The sequence below is a fragment of the Curtobacterium sp. VKM Ac-1395 genome (assembly GCF_015350975.1).
GTDB lineage: Bacteria > Actinomycetota > Actinomycetes > Actinomycetales > Microbacteriaceae > Curtobacterium.
Genome location: NZ_JADKRX010000002.1, coordinates 729399 through 747867, shown reverse-complemented (window position 1 = coordinate 747867; position 18469 = coordinate 729399). Strand labels below are relative to the sequence as shown.

Genomic DNA, 18469 nt, shown 5'->3' with positions numbered 1-18469 from the left:
ATCACGGACTCGGTGCCGCACATACCGATCGAAAGGCGCAGCCATGACCAAGCCCATGCCCGACAAGCCCACGGTGGACGGACTCGAGCAGGTCTGGGGACCGGTCTGGGACCAGGACGGCACCTACCGCTTCGACCGCGACGCCGCCGGTCACCGCGACGCCGTGTACTCGATCGACACCCCGCCGCCGACCGCCTCCGGCTCGCTGCACATCGGCCACGTGTTCTCGTACACGCACACCGACCTCAAGGCCCGGTTCGAGCGCATGCGCGGCAAGCACGTCTTCTACCCGATGGGCTGGGACGACAACGGTCTCCCCACCGAGCGTCGCGTGCAGAACTACTACGGCGTCCGCTGCGACCCGTCGCTCCCCTACGACCCCGACTTCACGCCGCCGTTCGAGGGCGGCGACGGTAAGTCGAGCAAGGCCGCCGACCAGCTGCCGATCTCCCGCCGCAACTTCATCGAGCTGTGCGACCAGCTCACCGTGCAGGACGAGCAGCAGTTCGAGGAGCTCTTCCGCACCCTCGGGCTGTCGGTCGACTGGACGCAGTCGTACCGCACGATCGACGAGACCTCACGCGCGAGCGCGCAGCGTGCCTTCCTCCGCAACCTCGAGCGCGGCGAGGCCTACCAGGCCGACGCCCCGACGCTCTGGGACGTGACCTTCCGCACCGCCGTCGCCCAGGCTGAGCTCGAGGACAAGGAGATGCCGGGCGCCTACCACGGCATCGCGTTCCACAAGTCGGACGGCTCCGGGGACATCGTCATCCAGACCACCCGCCCCGAGCTGCTCCCCGCGTGCGTCGCCCTCGTCGCGCACCCGGACGACGAGCGCTTCCAGGACCTCTTCGGCACGACGGTCCGCTCCCCCCTGTTCGACGTCGAGGTGCCGGTGCTCGCACACCACCTCGCGCAGAAGGACAAGGGCGCCGGCATCGCCATGGTCTGCACGTTCGGTGACACCACCGACGTGGTCTGGTGGCGCGAGCTGCAGCTGCCGAACCGCGCGGTGATCGGCTTCGACGGCCGTGTCCGCTCCGAGCAGCCCGCCTGGATCGAGTCCGAGCAGGGCCAGGAGCTCTACGCCGAGCTCGCCGGCAAGACCGTCTTCTCCGCCAAGAAGGTCATCGTGGACGCCCTCACCGCGTCCGGCGACCTCGTCGGGGACATCACGACCATCAACCACCCGGTGAAGTTCTTCGAGAAGGGCGACAAGCCGCTCGAGATCGTCTCCACGCGCCAGTGGTACATCGTCAACGGCGCGCGGGACGAGGACCTCAAGGCGACCCTCCGCGCCCGCGGCGAGGAGATCGCGTTCCACCCGGACTTCATGCGCGTCCGGTACGACAACTGGGTCGGTGGCCTGTCCGGCGACTGGCTCATCTCCCGCCAGCGCTTCTTCGGCGTGCCGATCCCGGTCTGGTACCCGCTCGACGCCGACGGCAACCCGGTGTACGACCAGCCGATCGTCCCGACCGAGGCCCAGCTGCCCGTCGACCCGTCCTCCGAGCCGGCCCCCGGCTACCAGTCGGAGCAGCGCGGCGTGCCGAACGGCTTCGTCGGCGAGGTCGACGTGATGGACACCTGGGCGACGTCGTCCCTGACCCCGCAGCTCGCGGGCAAGTGGGAGACCGACCCGGCGCTCTACGACCTGGTGTACCCGTACGACGTCCGCCCGCAGGCGCAGGACATCATCCGGACGTGGCTCTTCACGACCGTGCTCCGCAGCCAGCTCGAAGCCGACGTCGTGCCGTGGAGGAACGCCTCGATCTCGGGCTTCATCGTGGACCCTGACCGCAAGAAGATGTCGAAGTCGAAGGGCAACGTCGTCACGCCGATGGCCGTGCTCGAACAGCACGGCGCCGACGCGGTCCGCTACTGGGCGGCCTCGTCCAAGCTCGGCACCGACGCGGCCTTCGACCCGCAGAACCCGAAGCAGATCAAGGTCGGTCGTCGTCTGGCGATCAAGGTGCTCAACGCTGCCAAGTTCGTCTACGGCTTCGAGCTGCCCTCCGGCGCGACCCGCGTCACCGAGGCGCTCGACGTCGACATGCTCGCGGCGCTCCGCAGCACCCTCGAGCAGGCCACCACGGCCTTCGAGGGCTTCGACCACGCCCGCGCGCTCGAGGTCACGGAGCGGTTCTTCTGGACCTTCTGCGACGACTACCTCGAGCTCGTGAAGGAGCGCGCCTACGGCACCGCGCCGGACGCGACCCACGAGACGCAGGCGAGCGCGGTCCTGGCGCTGCGCTCCGCGATCGACGTGCTGCTCCGGCTGCTGGCACCGTTCCTCCCGTTCGCGACGGAGGAAGTGTGGGCCTGGACCCACGACACCAGCGTGCACCGGGCCTCCTGGCCGACCGCCGACGACCTGCCGGTCGACGCTGCGGAGACCGGGCTGCTCGCCGCCGTCGGACAGGCGCTCATCGGCATCCGTGGTGCGAAGACCGCCGCCAAGGCGTCCCAGAAGACGCCCGTGACGCGTGCCGTCGTCGCGGCTCCCGCGTCCACGCGTGCGCTCGTCGAGCGTGCGGCCGTGGACCTGGCGGCCGTCGGCCGCATCCAGGACCTGTCCTTCGTGGACGGCCCGGAGCTGGCGGTCATCGAGATCGAGCTGGCCGAGCAGCCCGCGTAGGCGCGCGCCCGACGGACCAGGACCGACAGGACAGCCAGGAGGCTCGGATGCAGTTGGGAACGCGATGGAGCGTGGGTGGGCAGCCACCCGCGCGACTGGCGGAGGCGCTCGTCGTCGCCGTGCGAGGGGTCGAGGACGAGCTCGCGGCGGAGTCCGTGGACGTGTCGACGTGGGGGTGGACGCTGACGTTCCTCGAGGGCAAGCCGATCGTCACGCTCGACGACGGCACGTCGATCCACCTCGACGACGCCGGCCGGGCCCAGGTGACGAACCCGGACGACGCGGCGGAAGAGGACTGACGACGGGACCCCGGGGCGTTCGTGCCCCGGGGTCCCGTCTGTCGTGCTCGGAGTCAGGCCTTCGCGAGCCAGCCGAGCAGGACCTCGTTGACCTCGGCGGTGTGCGTGGTCAGGAGCCCGTGCGGGGCACCCTCGATCTCGACGTACTCCGCTGCGGGCAGGGCCTTCGTGAACCGGCGACCGGTCGCGTCGATCGGCAGGACGTTGTCGGCCGTGCCGTGCACGATCAGGGCCGGGACGGTGACCTTCGGGATGTCCTGGCGGAAGTCGGTGCCCCACGTCAGGGGTGCGGCGGCGGACGCGATGGCGCCCGAACCGGCAGCGACGTTCCAGGCGTTCCGGACCTGCTCCTCGGAGATGCGGGTGCCGAGGTTCTCGGAGAGGTTGAAGAAGCCCTCGTAGAAGGCCGTGAAGTACGCGTACCGGTCCTTCTTGACGTCCGCGGAGACGCCCTCGAAGAACGACGCCGGCACGCCGCCGTCGGGGTTGTCCTCGGTGATCGTGAGGAACGGCTCGAGAGAGGCCAGGAACGCCACGCGGGCGATCCGGTCCTCGCCGTGGCGGCTGATGTAGCGGGCGATCTCGCCGGTGCCCATCGAGAAGCCGACCAGGATCACGTCGTGCAGGTCGAGGGTCTCGAGGACCGTGTGCAGGTCGTCGGCGAAGGTGTCGTAGTCGTACCCGGTGCTCGGCTGGGAGGACTGGCCGAACCCGCGACGGTCGTACGTGATGACGCGGTAGCCGGTGTCGAGGAGCGCGGGGGTCTGGCCCTCCCACGAGTTGCCGTCCAGCGGGAAGCCGTGGATGAGCACGATCGGCTGCCCCTGGCCCTTGTCCTCGTAGTGGAGCGCGATGTCGACGCTGTTCTCGGTCCCGACGGTGATGGTGCCCATGGTGGATCCTCTCCTCGTACTCCGCTGGAGAACGGTCGTTCTCCGTCGATGTGCCCTACACTAGAGAACGGCCGTTCCCAGCGCAAGGGGCAACGGGTGAACAGCCTGCGGAGGGGTAGGGACCATGGCAGCGACGACGAACACCGTCGACCCGGACGTCCGCGCGCACATCACCGCCGTGGCGGACGAGCTGTTCTACACACGGGGCATCCAGTCCGTGGGCATGGACCAGATCCGCACCGCCGCCGGTGTCTCCCTGAAGAAGCTCTACGCCGCGTTCCCCGGCAAGGAGCAGCTGATCGCCGCGGTCCTCGCCGGACGGCACGACTACTGGGAGCGCGGGATCGGCCAGGCGGTCGACGCCGCCACCTCCCCCCGGGACAAGCTCCTGGCGATGTACGACTTCCTCGAGACCTGGTTCGGCGACGAGACGTTCCGCGGCTGCGGCTTCATCAACGCCTTCGGGGAACTCGGCGCGACATCGCCCGCCGTGGCCGAGATCGCCCGGGCCCACAAGGACTCCTTCCAGCGGTACGTCGAGGGGCTGGCGCTGCAGGCCGTCCCCGACCCTGGACGTGCTGAGGAGCTGGCCGCGCAGCTGGCGCTCCTGGCCGAAGGGGCGCAGACCACCGCGGCGATCGCCGGGGACACCGCGCCCGCTCGGCACGCGCGGCTCGCAGCTGCGACGCTGATCGACGTCGCGACGCGCTGAGGCGGTGGGCGTCGCCGTCGCCCGTCGCCCGTCGCCCGTCGCCCGTCGCCCGTCGCCCGTCGCCCGTCGCCCGTCGCCCGTCGCCCGTCGCCCGTTGCCCGTTGCCCGTTGCCCGTGCACGGTCCTCCGAGTTCGCGTGGTGCGCACCCGTAGGGTGGAGCGATGACGACGCCGTTCGACGTACCGAGCACCCTCCCCTACGCCCTCCCGCCGTTCGAGGAGGTCCGGCTGGAGCACTACCGACCGGCGTTCGACGCCGGCATGGCCGAGCAGCGGGCCGAGGTGGACGCGATCGCGACGAACCCGGACGCCCCGACGCTCGAGAACACGCTCGTGGCCCTGGAGCGCAGCGGGCAGCTGCTCGCCCGGGTCTCGTACGTCTTCTTCACGCTGAGCTCGGCGGACTCCTCCCCCGAACTGCACGACCTCGAGGCCGAGGTCTCACCGCTCCTCGCCGCGCACCGTGACGCCATCACCCTCGACTCCCGCCTGTACGACCGCGTGCGGGCCGTCCTCGACGGCGCCGAGGCCGCTGGGCTCGCGGGCGAGGACCTCCGCCTGGTCCAGCGCACCGCGACGGAGATGACCCTGGCGGGTGCCGGGCTCGACGACGCCGGCAAGGAACGCCTCACCGCGATCAACCAGGAGCTCTCGACGCTCACCACCACGTTCGAGCGGAACCTGCTCGAGGACACGAACGACCTCGCCGTGCACGTCACGGACGAGGCGTCGCTCCTCGGCCTCGACGACGGTGCGAAGTCCGCCGCCGCCGGTGCCGCCGCCGACCGCGGACTCGACGGCTGGCTCATCACGCTGCCGCTGTACACCGGGCACCCGTGGCTGGCGTCCCTCGCCGATCGCGACCTGCGCGAGCGGGTCATGCGGGCGTCGCTCTCGCGCGGGCGCCGGGGCAACGAGCACGACAACCGCGAGGTCCTGCTGCGCATCGTCCGGCTCCGTGCCGAACGGGCCGAGCTCCTCGGGTTCCCGAACCACGCCGCCGTCGTGACCGCCGACGAGACCGCCGGCACGCCCGAGGCCGTCGACGGGCTCCTGTCGTCCCTCGTCGGGGCCGCCGCCGCGAACGCCGATGACGAGCGTGCCGTGCGCTCCCGGACCGTCGGCTTCGACGTCGAGGCCTGGGACTGGGCCTACGCGACCGAGATCCTGCGCGGGGAGCAGTTCGCCGCCGACAGCACCGCGATGCGCCCGTACCTCGAGGCCGACCGCGTGCTGCACGACGGCGTCTTCTTCGCCGCAACCGCCCTGTACGGGTTGAAGTTCGCCGAGCGGCCCGACCTGCACGGGTACAACGCCGACGTCCGTGTCTTCGAGGTCACCGACGAGGACGACGCCCCCGTCGGCCTGTACCTGCTCGACCTGTACACGCGGGACGGCAAGCGGGGTGGGGCGTGGATGAACCCCGTCGTCGAGCAGTCCGCGCTGTTCGGCACGCTGCCGGTCGTCGTGAACAACCTCAACGTCGCGAAGCCCGCTGCCGGCTCCCCGACGCTCCTCATCCAGGACGAGGTCGAGACGCTGTTCCACGAGTTCGGGCACGCCCTGCACGGGTTGATCGCGCGGACGACGTACCCTCGGTTCTCGGGCACGAACGTCGAGCGCGACTTCGTCGAGTTCCCGAGCCAGGTGAACGAGATGTGGGTGTCCTGGCCCGAGGTCCTGGCGAACTACGCCAAGCACCACGAGACCGGGGAGTCGATGCCGCCGGAGCTCGTCCTCGGGCTGAGCGACTCCGCCGGGTTCAACGAGGGCTTCTCCACCACGGAGTACCTCGCCGCCGCGCTGCTCGACCAGGCGTGGCACCGACTCTCGGCTGCCGAGGCCGCAGCCGTCACCGACGTCGAGGCCTTCGAGCGCCAGGCCCTCGCGGACGCCGGCATCGACGTCGTCGCCGTTCCCCCGCGCTACTCGTCCACGTACTTCGCGCACACGTTCTCCGGCGGGTACGACGCCGGGTACTACGGGTACATCTGGAGCGAGGTGCTCGACGCCGACACGGTCGAGTGGTTCCGCGACCACGGTGGGCTCGACCGTGCGGCCGGTCGCCGCTTCGCCACGATGCTGCTCGGCGTGGGCGGGTCGAAGGACCCGATCGAGGCCTTCCGCGAGTTCCGCGGCCGTGACGCCGAGGTCGGGCCGCTGCTCCGACGCCGCGGCCTCGAGTAGGCCAGGCAGCCGGTCGGTCAGACGGCCTCGGTCTGAACGCTCGGGACACACACGAAGGGCCCCGCACCGACTCGGTGCGGGGCCCTTCGTGGGGAGCGACTACGCGGACTTCTCGATGCGCTTGGCCCGTGCGCGCGGCACGATCGTCGGCGCGGCGTTCTCGAGCACGGAGGCCCGGGTGACGACCACGCGGGCGACGTCGTCGTCCGAGGGGACCTCGAACATGATCGGGCCGAGCACCTCTTCCATGATCGCGCGGAGGCCGCGGGCACCGGTCTGCCGGAGGACGGCGAGGTCGGCGATGGCCTCGAGCGCGCCCTGGTCGAACTCGAGCTCGACGCCGTCGATCTGGAACATGCGCTGGTACTGGCGGACCAGGGCGTTCTTCGGCTTCGTCAGGATCTCCATGAGCGCGACCTGGTCGAGCTGCGAGACCGTCGTGACGACCGGCAGACGACCGATGAACTCGGGGATGAGCCCGAACTTGTGGAGGTCCTCGGGCAGGACCTCGGAGTACAGGTCCTGGTGGTCGAGCGAGCTGTGCAGCTGCGCGCCGAAGCCGATGCCCTTCTTGCCGACGCGGGAGGACACGATCTCCTCGAGCCCCGCGAAGGCCCCGGCCACGATGAACAGGACGTTCGTCGTGTCGATCTGGATGAACTCCTGGTGCGGGTGCTTCCGGCCACCCTGCGGCGGGACCGAGGCGACCGTGCCCTCGAGGATCTTGAGGAGTGCCTGCTGGACACCTTCACCGGAGACGTCTCGCGTGATCGAGGGGTTCTCGGCCTTGCGCGCGATCTTGTCGACCTCGTCGATGTAGATGATGCCCGTCTCGGCACGCTTGACGTCGTAGTCGGCGGCCTGGATGAGCTTGAGGAGGATGTTCTCGACGTCTTCCCCCACGTAGCCGGCCTCGGTCAGCGCGGTGGCGTCGGCGACGGCGAACGGCACGTTGAGGCGCTTGGCCAGGGTCTGCGCCAGGTAGGTCTTGCCGCAGCCGGTCGGGCCGATCAGCAGGATGTTCGACTTGGCGATCTCGACGTCGTCACGGTCCTCGGCGGCGGTGATCTGCCCCTGGGCCCGGATGCGCTTGTAGTGGTTGTAGACGGCCACCGACAGCGACCGCTTGGCGGGGTCCTGCCCGATGACGTACTCCTGCAGGAAGTCGAAGATCTCCCGCGGCTTGGGGAGTTCGAACTCCCCCGTGCCGGACTCGTCGCTGGCTTCTGCCAGGCGTTCCTCGATGATCTCGTTGCACAGCTCGACGCACTCGTCGCAGATGTACACGCCGGGACCAGCGATGAGCTGCTGTACCTGCTTCTGGCTCTTGCCACAGAAGGAGCACTTGAGGAGGTCGGCGCTCTCTCCGATGCGTGCCATGCTCGAGCCTTCCCCTGGTTGACGTGCAGCACTGCTCGTGAGCACGAGGTCGTCGTGGGGTCGAGCCTAACCGCATCCAGCGACACTCACGGCGACGCCGAGCGCGTTTCCGCGGGGGCGTTCGCCCAGGGCGTGCGGTCCTGCTACGGTGAAGGCGTCGTCTCTACAACTTGTAGAAGTAGTCCTCCGGAAGGAACCCCATGCAGCAGCGTCTCGCCCTCGGCGGAGCAGCGACCCTCGGCGTCGCCGCGGTCATCGTCCTCGGCACGGCGGCCTCCGCCAGCGCGCACGTCGAGGCGACGAGCACCTCGACCGCAGCGAACTCGTACACGACCGCCACGTTCTCGGTCCCGCACGGCTGCGACGGCTCGCCCACCACGAAGCTGCAGTTCCACATCCCGTCCTCGGTGATCGAGGTCACCCCCACCGTGAACCCGAACTGGGACATCACGAAGACGACCGAGAAGTACACGAGCCCGTCCGCCGCGGCCGACGACGAGTCCGCCGAGGACGCCGGCGAGCGGGTAACGAGCATCACCTACGCCGCGAAGACCCCGCTGCCCGCCGACGAGCGGGACACCTTCTCGCTGTCGTTCTCGCTCCCAGACGGCAAGCCGGGCGACGTGGTCGCGCTCCCCGTCACGCAGACCTGTGCAACGGGCTCGACCGAGTGGGACCAGGCCCAGAAGGCCGGTCAGGCCGAGCCGGAGCACCCCGCCCCCTCGATCACGCTGACCGCGGCGACCGCCTCCGGTGACGACGACGACGCCACCGCTGCGAACGCCACGGACGACGACGCCACCACGGCACCGGCTGCGTCGTCCTCGTCCTCCTCGTCCTCGTCCGAGCCCGACCTGGTCGGTCGCTTCCTCGGCCTCGGCGGCCTGGTGCTCGGTGCGGCCGGCCTGGTCGTCGCCGTCGCCGCCACCCGCCGCCGCGGCGCGAAGTGACGTCCGGCTCGCGTCCGGCAGTGCGCCGGCCTCCCACGGCCAGGAGGCTCCTGGCCACGTCCGCCGCGGTCCTCGCGATCGCAGGCGGTGCCGTCCTCGGCCTCGCGGGACCGGCCGACGCGCACAACTACCTCATCGCCTCGACGCCGAAGGTGGACGGCACCCTGACCGCGCTGCCGAAGGCGTTCGAGATCACGACGAACGACAAGCTGCTCGACATCGGCGGCTCCGGGTCGGGGTTCGCGTACCGCATCGTCGGTCCTGACGAGAAGTACTACGAGGACGGCTGCGTCGACATCGACGGCCCTTCGATGACCACGACCGCAGCACTCGGCGCCTCGGGCAAGTACCAGGTGGAGTGGCAGATCGTTTCCGCCGACGGTCACACGGTGTCGGACGAGTACCCCTTCACGTGGGACGCGCCCGCCGGCTTCACCCCCGCGTCCGGGTCGAGCACGCCGCCGACCTGCGCACGGGCGGGATCGTCGTCGTCGGAGACCACCACGGGTACGGCGTCCGGCGCCTCCGACTCCCCCGCGACCGACGCCCTCTGGATCGGCGCCGGGGGCCTCGTCGTCGTCGCGGCGATCGTCGCCGTGCTGCTGCTCCTCCGTCGCCGCCCGTCCCCGTCCCCCGACGACGACCCGTCCGACACCCCGGGCGCCTGACGCCCGCCGACTGACGCCGCTGAGATCGCACTTCGTGTCGGCTCCCCCTGCCGCGACCCGACACGAACTGCGATCTCAGCGCCCGCGCCCGCGCCCGCGCACGCGCACGCGCCTCCGACCGGTCGCAACACCCCGGTCACCTCCGCCGACCGGTCGGAGACCGTCGCTGCGGAGCCCGCCGACCGACACTTCCTGACCGCTCGGCGTCAACCCGACGGGGTGTCGCGACCACTCGGCGGGCGGAAGCAGCGCGGCGGAGGCAACCCGAGCCTCCAGGCCGCCGCCGGGCAGCAACGGACGTCCCTGAGATCGCAGTACATGTCGGCTCCCCCTGCCGCGACCCGACACGAAGTGCGATCTCAGCGCCCGCGCCCGCGCGTTCCCACCTCGACCGGTCGCAACACCCCGCTCACGTCCGCCGAGCGGTCGGAGACCGTCGCTGCGGAGCCCGCCGACCGACGCTTCCTGACCACTCGGCGGGCGGAACCAGCCGGGCGGAGGCAACCCGAGCCTCCAGGCCGGCGCCGGACATGACGACGGCCCCGCACCGATGGGTGCGGGGCCGTCGTCATCAGGACTACTTGACGAGCGCGGGGAGGTTCTTCCGGCTGGTCAGGACCTGGTCGATCAGGCCGTACTCCACGGCTTCCTGCGCGGACATGATCTTGTCGCGCTCGATGTCGTGGTTGATCTCTTCCGGCGTCTTGTTCGAGTGCTTCGACAGCGTCTCCTCGAGCCAGGTGCGCATGCGGAGGATCTCCGCGGCCTGGATCTCGATGTCGGAGGCCTGGCCGCCACCCTGCTGGACGGCAGGCTGGTGGATGAGCACACGGGCGTTCGGCAGTGCGAGGCGCTTGCCAGCGGTACCGCCGGCGAGGAGCACCGACGCGGCCGAGGCAGCCTGTCCGAGGCAGACCGTCTGGATCTGCGGCCGGATGTACTGCATCGTGTCGTAGATCGCCGTCATCGCGGTGAACGAGCCACCGGGCGAGTTGATGTACATCACGATGTCGCGGTCCGGGTCCTGCGACTCGAGCACGAGCAGCTGGGCCATGACGTCGTCGGCGGACGCGTCGTCGACCTGCACGCCGAGGAAGATGATGCGGTCCTCGAAGAGCTTGGCGTACGGGTCCTGGCGCTTGTAGCCGTAGGCCGTGCGCTCTTCGAACGTCGGCAGGATGTACCGATCAGTGGGAGCCGGGACGTTCTGCGCGCCACCGAGCATGGGGAGATGCATTCTCGTTTCCTTTTCTTCGGTGGTGATCAGGACTGGGCGTCGGGGTCGGCGGCCGGGGTCGGCGTCTCGCCGTCGGCGACCGTGCCACCCCCACCGATGACCTCGGCGGACGATGCGCGGAGGTGGTCGACGAAGCCGTACTCGAGGGCTTCCTGCGCCGAGAACCAGTTGTCGCGGTCGTTGTCCTTGAGGACCTGCTCGATCGACTTGCCGGTCTGCTCGGCGGTCAGCTCGGCCATGCGCTGCTTCATGTCGAGGATGACCTTCGCCTGCGTCTGGATGTCCGCGGCGGTCCCGCCGAAGCCACCGGACGGCTGGTGCAGGAGCACACGGGCGTTCGGGGTGATGTAGCGCTTGCCGGGCGTGCCGGACGAGAGCAGGAACTGCCCCATCGACGCGGCGAGGCCGATGCCCACCGTGACGATGTCGTTCGGCACGAACTGCATCGTGTCGTAGATCGCCATGCCGGCGGTGATCGAACCACCGGGCGAGTTGATGTAGAGGTAGATGTCCTTCTCAGGGTCCTCGGCGGCGAGCAGCAGCAGCTTGGCTGCGATCTCGTTCGAGTTGTCGTCGCGGACCTCGGAGCCGAGCCACACGATCCGGTCTCTCAGAAGGCGGTCAAAAACACTGGGGTTCAGTGTTGCTTCGGCCATGGAAAAGCTCCCGTTCAGTTGTCGCTTGATGTCGAACTTATCGGTTGCAACGCAGCACTTCTCGCCTGTTCGCTGTCGGCAATGCGGTCGAGCCGAAACAGACAGGAGGCACGGTGCCAGCTGGCACCGCGCCTCCTGTCGCTGACGCTGGTCGCGTCGAGCGGATGACTACTCGGCGTCGACCGAGGCCGGCTCGGCGACGCCCGCGGTGAACGCGGACAGGTCGACCGGCTCGCCGTTCGAGTCCTTCACCGTGACCTGCGCGAGGACGGTGGCGACGGCCTTGGAGCGAGCGACCTCGCCGACCATGCCGGGGATCTGGCCGTTCTGGTCGATCACCTTGATGAACTCGCCCGGCTCCATGCCGTACTGCGCAGCGGCCTGGATGAGGTACTGCGTCAGCTCTTCCTGCGAGACCTGGATCTGCTCCTTCTCCGCGATGGAGTCGAGCAGGATCTGCGAGCGGAAGGCGGTCTCGCTGGACTCGGCGACCTCCTTGCGGTGCTCGTCGTCCTCGAGACGGTTCTCCTGCTCGAGGTGACGGTGGACCTCGTCCTCGATGAGCTTCTCCGAGATCGGGATGTTGACGTCCTCGAGCAGCTTCTCGACGAGCAGGTCACGCGCAGCGGAGCCCTGACCAAAGGTCTTGGACTTCGCGATCTGCTCCTTCAGGTCGGCCTTGAGCTCGTCGATCGTGTCGAACTGGCTGGCGATCTGGGCGAACTCGTCGTCGGCGTCGGGGAGCTCGCGCTCCTTGACGGCGGTGACGGTCACGGCGATCTGGGCGATCTCGCCTTCGCGGTCGCCACCGACGAGCTTGGACTGGAAGGTGGTGGACTCGCCGGCGGTGAGGGACTCGAGGGCCTCGTCGATGCCCTCGAGCAGGTCGCCGGAGCCGAGCTCGTAGGAGACGCCGGTGGCCGAGTCGACCTCGTCGTCACCGATGGTGGCGGTGAGGTCGATCTGGGCGAAGTCGCCGGTGGTGGCCGGACGGTCGACCGTGACGAGGGTGCCGAAGCGCGTGCGGAGGTTCTGCAGCTCTTCGTCGATCTCGTCGTCGGAGACCTCGACCGCGTCGACGGTCAGCTCGTAGGAGGAGTAGTCGGGGAGGTCGAACTCGGGACGGACGTCCACCTCGAAGGTGAGGACGAGGTCACCGGTGAAGTCGTTGACGTTCGGGAGCTCGGCGACGTCGGCCTCGGCACGGCCGAGGATGCGCAGCTCCTGCTCTTCGACCGCCTGGCGGTAGAAGGTGTCGATCGCGTCACCGACGGCGTGGTTCAGGACCTCGCCGCGGCCGACACGCTGGTCGACGATCGCCGGCGGGACCTTGCCCTTGCGGAAGCCGGGGATGTTGATCTGCTCGGCGATGTGCTTGTAGGCGTGGTCGAGGCTCGGCTTGAGCTCTTCCGGCGTCACGTTCACCGTGAGCTTGACGCGGGTCTCGCTCACCTTGTCGACGGTGCTGTTGGCCAAGGGGGATTCTCCTGATGGTTGGCGGTGGTGTGTCCTGGTCGGGGCGACAGGAGTTGAACCTGCGACCTCCCGCTCCCAAAGCGGGCGCTCTACCAAGCTGAGCTACGCCCCGTTTGACTGGGCCAGGGTGCTCGCGCACACCGGTAGGGCGCATGCGACGCCGATGAGTCTAGCGGGGATGTGCTCCGCCGTCCCCGGGAGCCGCGCGGCCTGTGGGAAGCTCGTCGTCCTCCACAGCTCTGAGTCCCTTGCGCCACTGCACGCCGACGACGATCTGCACGCCGAGTGCGGCGAGCGCCAGCACCAGGCCGAGCACGATCCGCCACACGTGCAGGAGCGCGTGCCACGGCTGGGCCTGCGGGTCGCCGAGGACGTCCGGGCGCAGCGAGAGCACGACGGCGGCGAGCACGACGAGGGCGTAGGAGAGGACCCGGGAGCGTCGGATCCGGCGCTGGGAGGCCTCGTCCGGTGGGAGCACGACCACGCTGCCGGGAGCCGTCCGCTTCGGTGTTGGTCGTCCGCTCACGTGCCGTTCGTCCGCTACAGTGGTGGGGCTGCGCCTCGTGCGCAGGCGCGGGGATGTAGCTCAATGGTAGAGCCCCAGTCTTCCAAACTGGCTACGCGGGTTCGATTCCCGTCATCCCCTCCAGATCACGACCACTGGCGCTGCGTCGATGAGCGATCCCCGCCATCCCCTCCAGATCACGACCACTGGCGCTGCGTCGATGAGCGATTCCCGTCATCCCCTCTCTTGAGTCACTCGCACCTCGGATTGCTCGTCGCCGACGGTGAAGCCGGTCGCCGCGCCACGCACGTCGACGCGGTACTCCCCCCGGAACCCGCGCACCTGCACCTGGCCCCGCTCGTCCGTGCGCATCGTGGTGGGAGCGAGCCACCACTCCTCCTTCACCAGGCGGCGCAGCGCGTCGTACGCGGGCTTCGGTGTGCCGTCAGCCCGGACCAGCCCGATCGGGGCGCCGAGCCACGCGTCGGCGTCGGTGATCCCCCAGTACGTGATCGCCTCGACGGACGGGTGCGCCACGAGGCTCCGGTAGTGCCGCTCGACGTCGTCCGCCTGGCGCGCCTCACCCTCGGGGGTCGACGGCCACGAGGGCACCTGGTGGTCGTTGAGGTCGACGATGTGCGCGGGCATGAGGTCGCCGGACACGAGCGACGTCTCGGTCAGGTGCAGCGGCAGCCCGTACCGGGCGAACCGGTCGACCATCGCGAGCATGGTGTCCTCGCCCCAGTAGCCCTGGTGCATGTGGGTCTGCAGCCCGATGGCGTCGAGCTGCACGCCGGCCTCGAGGACGCCCTCGATCAGGCACTCGTACGCGCTCGACAGGTCGAAGTCGTTGAGCAGGAGCGTGGCGTGCGGGTTCGCCGCGCGGGCCTCCTCGAACGCCATCCGGATCATCGGGATCCGGCCACGAGCCCGGGCGAGCGGGGTGATCGCGTTGTCACCGTTGTCGAACACGGGCATGATCACGACCTCGTTGATCGCGTCCCAGGTGTCGATGACCCCGGCGAACTCGCTGACCTCGCGGCGGATGCGTGCGCGCTGCAACGCCTCGACCTCGTCCAGCGGCAGCCCGAGCAGCCAGTCGGGCTGGACGGTGTGCCAGACGAGCGGGTGCCCCTTGAGGGCGATGCCGCGGTCACGGAACCACTGCGCCGTGGTCAGCAGCCGGCCGGTGTCCGGGTGCCCGCGCTCCGGCTCGAACCGCCCCCAGTAGAACGGCAGCGTCGCCACGTTGAAGACGTCGGCGTAGAGGTCGGCGAGGTGGTCGTCACCGACCCCGGGCTCACCGTTCGCGAGCCCGTTGAAGTCGAACCCGATGTTGCCGAACGAGAAGGCATGTCGGGTCTGCTCCACGGTGACGTCGGCGCCGGGGACCGGGGCGCCGTCCCCGTCCACCACCGTGAGCGTCGTCGTGCCGGTGCGGTGGTCTGTTCCGTGCGTCATCGCGCGTCCTCCGACGTCGTCGTCCGGGTTTTGTTGTGCGCGCCAACATAGCACCGGGCTGCCCGTTCGTGAACAATGTGTCAACTTTCCCGTCGACGGCCCCGAGGTTCGCCACACTGAGACCGGACCCGGCGAGCAGCCACCGTCGCCAGGCCTCCTCCCACCCGGAGCCGCCAGTGCTGGCGGCGTCGCACACAAAGGAGCTCTCATGGGCACGATCACCACGACCGACGGCACCGACATCTTCTTCAAGGACTGGGGCTCGGGTCAGCCCGTCGTGTTCAGCCACGGCTGGCCACTGTCCGCCGACGACTGGGACACCCAGATGCTGTTCTTCCTGGCCCAGGGGTACCGCGTCATCGCGCACGACCGACGCGGGCACGGCCGCTCGAGCCAGACGTCGGACGGGCACGACATGGACCACTACGCCGCCGACCTCGCGGCGCTGACGGAACACCTCGACCTGCACGACGCCATCCACATCGGGCACTCGACCGGCGGAGGCGAGGTCGCCCACTATATCGCGCAGTACGGCGAGGAGCGAGTCGCCCGAGCGGTCCTGATCAGCGCCGTGCCGCCGATCATGGTGCAGACCGACGCCAACCCCGGCGGCCTGCCCAAGAGCGTCTTCGACGACCTGCAGGCGCAGCTCGCCGCGAACAGGTCGAACTTCTACCGCGCCCTGCCCTCCGGCCCGTTCTACGGCTACAACCGCCCGGGCGTCGAGGCCTCGGAGGCGATCATCGAGAACTGGTGGCGCCAGGGGATGATGGGCGGCGCGAAGGCCCACTACGACGGCATCGTCGCGTTCTCGCAGACCGACTTCACCGAGGACCTCAAGAAGATCAGCGTGCCCACCCTCGTCATGCACGGCGAGGACGATCAGATCGTGCCCTTCGCCGACGCCGGCCCGCTCTCGGCCGAGCTCGTGCAGAACGGCACCCTGAAGGCCTACCCCGGCTTCCCGCACGGCATGCCGACGACCGAGGCCGACACGATCAACGCCGACATCCTGGCCTGGCTCCGCGCCTGACCCGCCGAGGTGCGGCAGCCCGGCGACGGCTGCCGCACCTCCGGCAGACGGCCCGGCGACGGCTGCCGAACCTCCGGCAGACACCACACGTCATCCGCAGCGGTGAAGCGTGTCCGTCGCGCGACCGATGCGACTGGGCCCGGTCCCTTCCCAGACTGGAACCCCGTTCCCCGACCCCGCGCCCGCCGAGGCCGGAGATGACGAGTCGAGCCATGACCACTGTCGCCGAGAAGCTCCAGCAGAAGACGAAACAGCCCGTCAGCACCCGCCAGGTCCGGCTCCGGCTGGTGCACCTCGACTTCTGGTCCGTGGTGAAGCTGTCGTTCCTCGTCAGCCTGGCCGGGGCGATCGTGCTCGTCGTCGCCGTGGCCGTGGTCTGGGCGGTGCTCGACCAGACCGGTGTCTTCGACCGGGTCGACACCCTGCTGCGGGACGTCCTGCAGCAGAAGGCCTACTCCATCGAAGACGAGGTCTCGCTGGGCCAGGTGCTCGGGTTCGCGAGCGTCCTCGGCATCCTCGACGTGGTCGTCGGGACGGTGCTCGGCGCCGTGGTGAGCATCCTCTACAACCTCAGCGTGCTCGTCACCGGCGGTCTGAACGTCGGCTTCGCCAACGACTGACCCGACGCCGCGACGGTCGAACCTCATCGAGGGAGCAGGAATCGTCGGGTCGCCTGACCGCACCCGACGATCCCTGCTCCCTCGGCGGAGCGAGCCCATCACGCGCGCACCCGCCGGACTGGAGGCGCGGTGCCGCCCCGCACCGTGCCTCCAGTCCGGCCCGTGCCGGCCAGCCGAGTGGTCACGACACCCCGAGTGCGTGCCGCCGAGGGGTCGGAGGTCGTCGCGCCGCGACGCCCCGACCGACGGTCCGTGACCCGTCGGTGGACCTGAGCGGGGTGTCGTGACCGCTCGCCACGCCCACCCGGCCCGACCCGGCCCGACTCGTGAGCGCACCGTGCACACCCTCCCGGATTACATCGTTGACATGCGTTTACAGCGCTGTAAAGATGGTCCAGCGCGACGGAGCGCCAGAGGGAGCAGCAATGGCCGGCAGCAGGACAGGCACCATCGGAACCGCACTCAGTCGACGCGGGTTCCTCACGAGCGCAGCGGGCGGCATCGCCCTCGGCACGATGGCACTCGCCGGCTGCGCGGCCCCCGGCGGAGCAGCCTCGGGCGGCGCGACGACGATCCGCTTCTACGAGCAGAAGCAGGAGGTCATCGCCTACTTCGACAAGCTCCTCCGCCGCTTCGAGCGCGAGAACACCGGCGTCCGGGTCGTCCACGACAGCACCACGGCGATCGCCCCGCAGTTCGTGCGCGGGCAGCCGTCGGACGTGGGCTGCTTCAACGACAACCTCGAGCTCGCCCGCTACGTCGAGCGCGGCGTGCTGCGGGACCTCAGCGCCCTGCCGTCGGCCGACCGCATCCGCCCGAGCATCGTGACCCTCGGCCAGCAGTACGCCACCTACCAGGGCCAGACGAGCGTGCTGCCGTACTCGCTCGCGGCTGCCGGCGTGATCTACAACAAGCGGATCTTCGCCGAGCACGACCTGCCCGTCCCCACGACGTGGAACGAGTTCGTCGACGTGTGCACCGCCCTGCAGAAGGACGGCATCACCCCGATCTACGCCACCGACCGCGACACGTGGACCCTCTGGCAAGGGCTCTTCGACTACTCGGTCGGCAGCCTCGTCGAGCCCGGCGCCTTCTTCCGGAAGATGAAGACGATCGGCGCCGACGTCGGCCCCGACTCCGAGGTGTCGTTCGAGAAGACCCTCGCGGTGCCGATGGAGCGCGCGAAGCGCATCTCGACGTTCTTCAACCCGGACCACGCGACCCGGTCCTACGCCGACGGCAACCTGGCGTTCGGGCAGGGCAAGGCGGCCATGTACCTGCAGGGGCCATGGGCGCTCGGACAGATCGCACTGATCGACGACAAGCTCGAGGTCGGGACGTTCGCGCTCCCCGTGACGAACGACCCCGCCGACCGCAAGGCGCGCGTGAACATCGACCTCGGCCTGTGGATCCCGACGGCGAGCGCCAACGTCGAGCGGGCGGAGGAGCTCGTCGAGTTCCTCATGCAGCCCGAGGTGCTCGACGCCTACAACCGCGACAACCTGGCCTACTCGACGACCAAGGACGCCCCGCCGCAGTCCGACGAGCGACTCGCCGGCCTGCAGCGCTACGTCGACGACGCCGCGTTCTACCAGGGCGCCGGCACCTTCATCCCGACCTCGATCCCCCTCGGCAACTACCTGCAGTCGGCGATCCGGAGCGGTGACTTCACCTCGATGCTGCAGCGGCTCGACGATGACTGGCGACGCCTCGCCGGCCGGTCCGCCACTGTCTGACCCGGCAGCGACCGAGAC

Annotated in this window: 16 protein-coding genes and 2 tRNA genes; 10 read left to right on the top strand and 8 right to left on the bottom strand. The window is 69.6% G+C overall.

Going from position 1 to position 18469, the window contains the following annotated elements:
• Positions 1 to 43 precede the first annotated feature (43 nt).
• Together valS and ITJ68_RS08120 are read left to right on the top strand one after the other, a co-directional pair.
• Positions 44 to 2638 (top strand): valine--tRNA ligase, encoded by a 2595-nt coding sequence (gene valS, locus ITJ68_RS08125; RefSeq protein WP_228504861.1) that lies wholly within the window; start codon positions 44 to 46, stop codon positions 2636 to 2638.
• 47 nt (positions 2639 to 2685) lie between these two features.
• Positions 2686 to 2937, top strand: a complete 252-nt coding sequence (locus tag ITJ68_RS08120) for a hypothetical protein (RefSeq protein ID WP_194660721.1) — start codon at positions 2686 to 2688, stop codon at positions 2935 to 2937.
• 53 nt (positions 2938 to 2990) lie between these two features.
• Here ITJ68_RS08120 and ITJ68_RS08115 read toward each other — a convergent pair whose 3' ends face one another.
• On the bottom strand, positions 2991 to 3830 hold the full coding sequence (locus tag ITJ68_RS08115) for an alpha/beta fold hydrolase (protein WP_194660720.1): 840 nt from the start codon (positions 3828 to 3830) through the stop codon (positions 2991 to 2993).
• A 124-nt stretch (positions 3831 to 3954) separates the two neighbouring features.
• Between ITJ68_RS08115 and ITJ68_RS08110 the strand changes: the two genes are divergently transcribed.
• Positions 3955 to 4542, top strand: coding sequence for a TetR/AcrR family transcriptional regulator (locus ITJ68_RS08110; protein ID WP_194660719.1), 588 nt, complete (start codon positions 3955 to 3957; stop codon positions 4540 to 4542).
• Positions 4543 to 4704: 162 nt separating this feature from the next.
• Positions 4705 to 6729, top strand: coding sequence for a M3 family metallopeptidase (locus ITJ68_RS08105; protein ID WP_194660718.1), 2025 nt, complete (start codon positions 4705 to 4707; stop codon positions 6727 to 6729).
• 99 nt (positions 6730 to 6828) lie between these two features.
• Here the strand turns inward: ITJ68_RS08105 and clpX are convergent, their stop codons facing one another.
• Positions 6829 to 8109, bottom strand: coding sequence for an ATP-dependent Clp protease ATP-binding subunit ClpX (gene clpX / locus ITJ68_RS08100; RefSeq protein WP_194660717.1), 1281 nt, complete (start codon positions 8107 to 8109; stop codon positions 6829 to 6831).
• Positions 8110 to 8309: 200 nt separating this feature from the next.
• Between clpX and ITJ68_RS08095 the strand changes: the two genes are divergently transcribed.
• Together ITJ68_RS08095 and ITJ68_RS08090 are read left to right on the top strand one after the other, a co-directional pair.
• On the top strand, positions 8310 to 9059 hold the full coding sequence (locus ITJ68_RS08095) for a YcnI family protein (protein ID WP_194660716.1): 750 nt from the start codon (positions 8310 to 8312) through the stop codon (positions 9057 to 9059).
• Between the two features lie 20 nt (positions 9060 to 9079).
• Positions 9080 to 9727 (top strand): copper resistance CopC family protein, encoded by a 648-nt coding sequence (locus ITJ68_RS08090; protein WP_194660715.1) that lies wholly within the window; start codon positions 9080 to 9082, stop codon positions 9725 to 9727.
• A 577-nt stretch (positions 9728 to 10304) separates the two neighbouring features.
• On the opposite strand, the gene ITJ68_RS08085 is transcribed toward ITJ68_RS08090, so the two are convergent.
• The 5 genes from ITJ68_RS08085 to ITJ68_RS08065 form a co-directional block, all read right to left on the bottom strand.
• Positions 10305 to 10964: an ATP-dependent Clp protease proteolytic subunit gene (locus ITJ68_RS08085; protein WP_071274268.1), complete on the bottom strand. Its 660-nt coding sequence runs from the start codon at positions 10962 to 10964 to the stop codon at positions 10305 to 10307.
• Positions 10965 to 10990: 26 nt separating this feature from the next.
• Positions 10991 to 11620 (bottom strand): ATP-dependent Clp protease proteolytic subunit, encoded by a 630-nt coding sequence (locus ITJ68_RS08080; protein WP_071274271.1) that lies wholly within the window; start codon positions 11618 to 11620, stop codon positions 10991 to 10993.
• Between the two features lie 168 nt (positions 11621 to 11788).
• The gene (gene tig, locus ITJ68_RS08075; protein WP_194660714.1) at positions 11789 to 13096 is read right to left on the bottom strand and encodes a trigger factor; all 1308 of its coding nucleotides are present in this window, start codon (positions 13094 to 13096) and stop codon (positions 11789 to 11791) included.
• A 35-nt stretch (positions 13097 to 13131) separates the two neighbouring features.
• Positions 13132 to 13208: transfer RNA gene (locus ITJ68_RS08070), tRNA-Pro, on the bottom strand.
• Positions 13209 to 13265: 57 nt separating this feature from the next.
• On the bottom strand, positions 13266 to 13622 hold the full coding sequence (locus ITJ68_RS08065) for a hypothetical protein (RefSeq protein ID WP_194660713.1): 357 nt from the start codon (positions 13620 to 13622) through the stop codon (positions 13266 to 13268).
• A 49-nt stretch (positions 13623 to 13671) separates the two neighbouring features.
• On the opposite strand from ITJ68_RS08065, the gene ITJ68_RS08060 reads away from it, so the two are divergent.
• A tRNA-Gly gene (locus tag ITJ68_RS08060) sits at positions 13672 to 13745 on the top strand.
• Positions 13746 to 13835: 90 nt separating this feature from the next.
• Here ITJ68_RS08060 and ITJ68_RS08055 read toward each other — a convergent pair.
• Complete coding sequence (locus tag ITJ68_RS08055; protein ID WP_194660712.1) at positions 13836 to 15062, bottom strand: endo-1,4-beta-xylanase; 1227 nt, start codon at positions 15060 to 15062, stop codon at positions 13836 to 13838.
• A gap of 208 nt (positions 15063 to 15270) precedes the next feature.
• Between ITJ68_RS08055 and ITJ68_RS08050 the strand changes: the two genes are divergently transcribed.
• From ITJ68_RS08050 to ITJ68_RS08040, 3 genes are all read left to right on the top strand, one after another.
• Positions 15271 to 16095, top strand: a complete 825-nt coding sequence (locus tag ITJ68_RS08050) for an alpha/beta fold hydrolase (protein ID WP_194660711.1) — start codon at positions 15271 to 15273, stop codon at positions 16093 to 16095.
• 212 nt (positions 16096 to 16307) lie between these two features.
• On the top strand, positions 16308 to 16715 hold the full coding sequence (locus ITJ68_RS08045; protein WP_194660710.1) for a DUF3566 domain-containing protein: 408 nt from the start codon (positions 16308 to 16310) through the stop codon (positions 16713 to 16715).
• A gap of 425 nt (positions 16716 to 17140) precedes the next feature.
• Positions 17141 to 18451 (top strand): ABC transporter substrate-binding protein, encoded by a 1311-nt coding sequence (locus ITJ68_RS08040; RefSeq protein ID WP_194660709.1) that lies wholly within the window; start codon positions 17141 to 17143, stop codon positions 18449 to 18451.
• Positions 18452 to 18469: the final 18 nt, after the last annotated feature.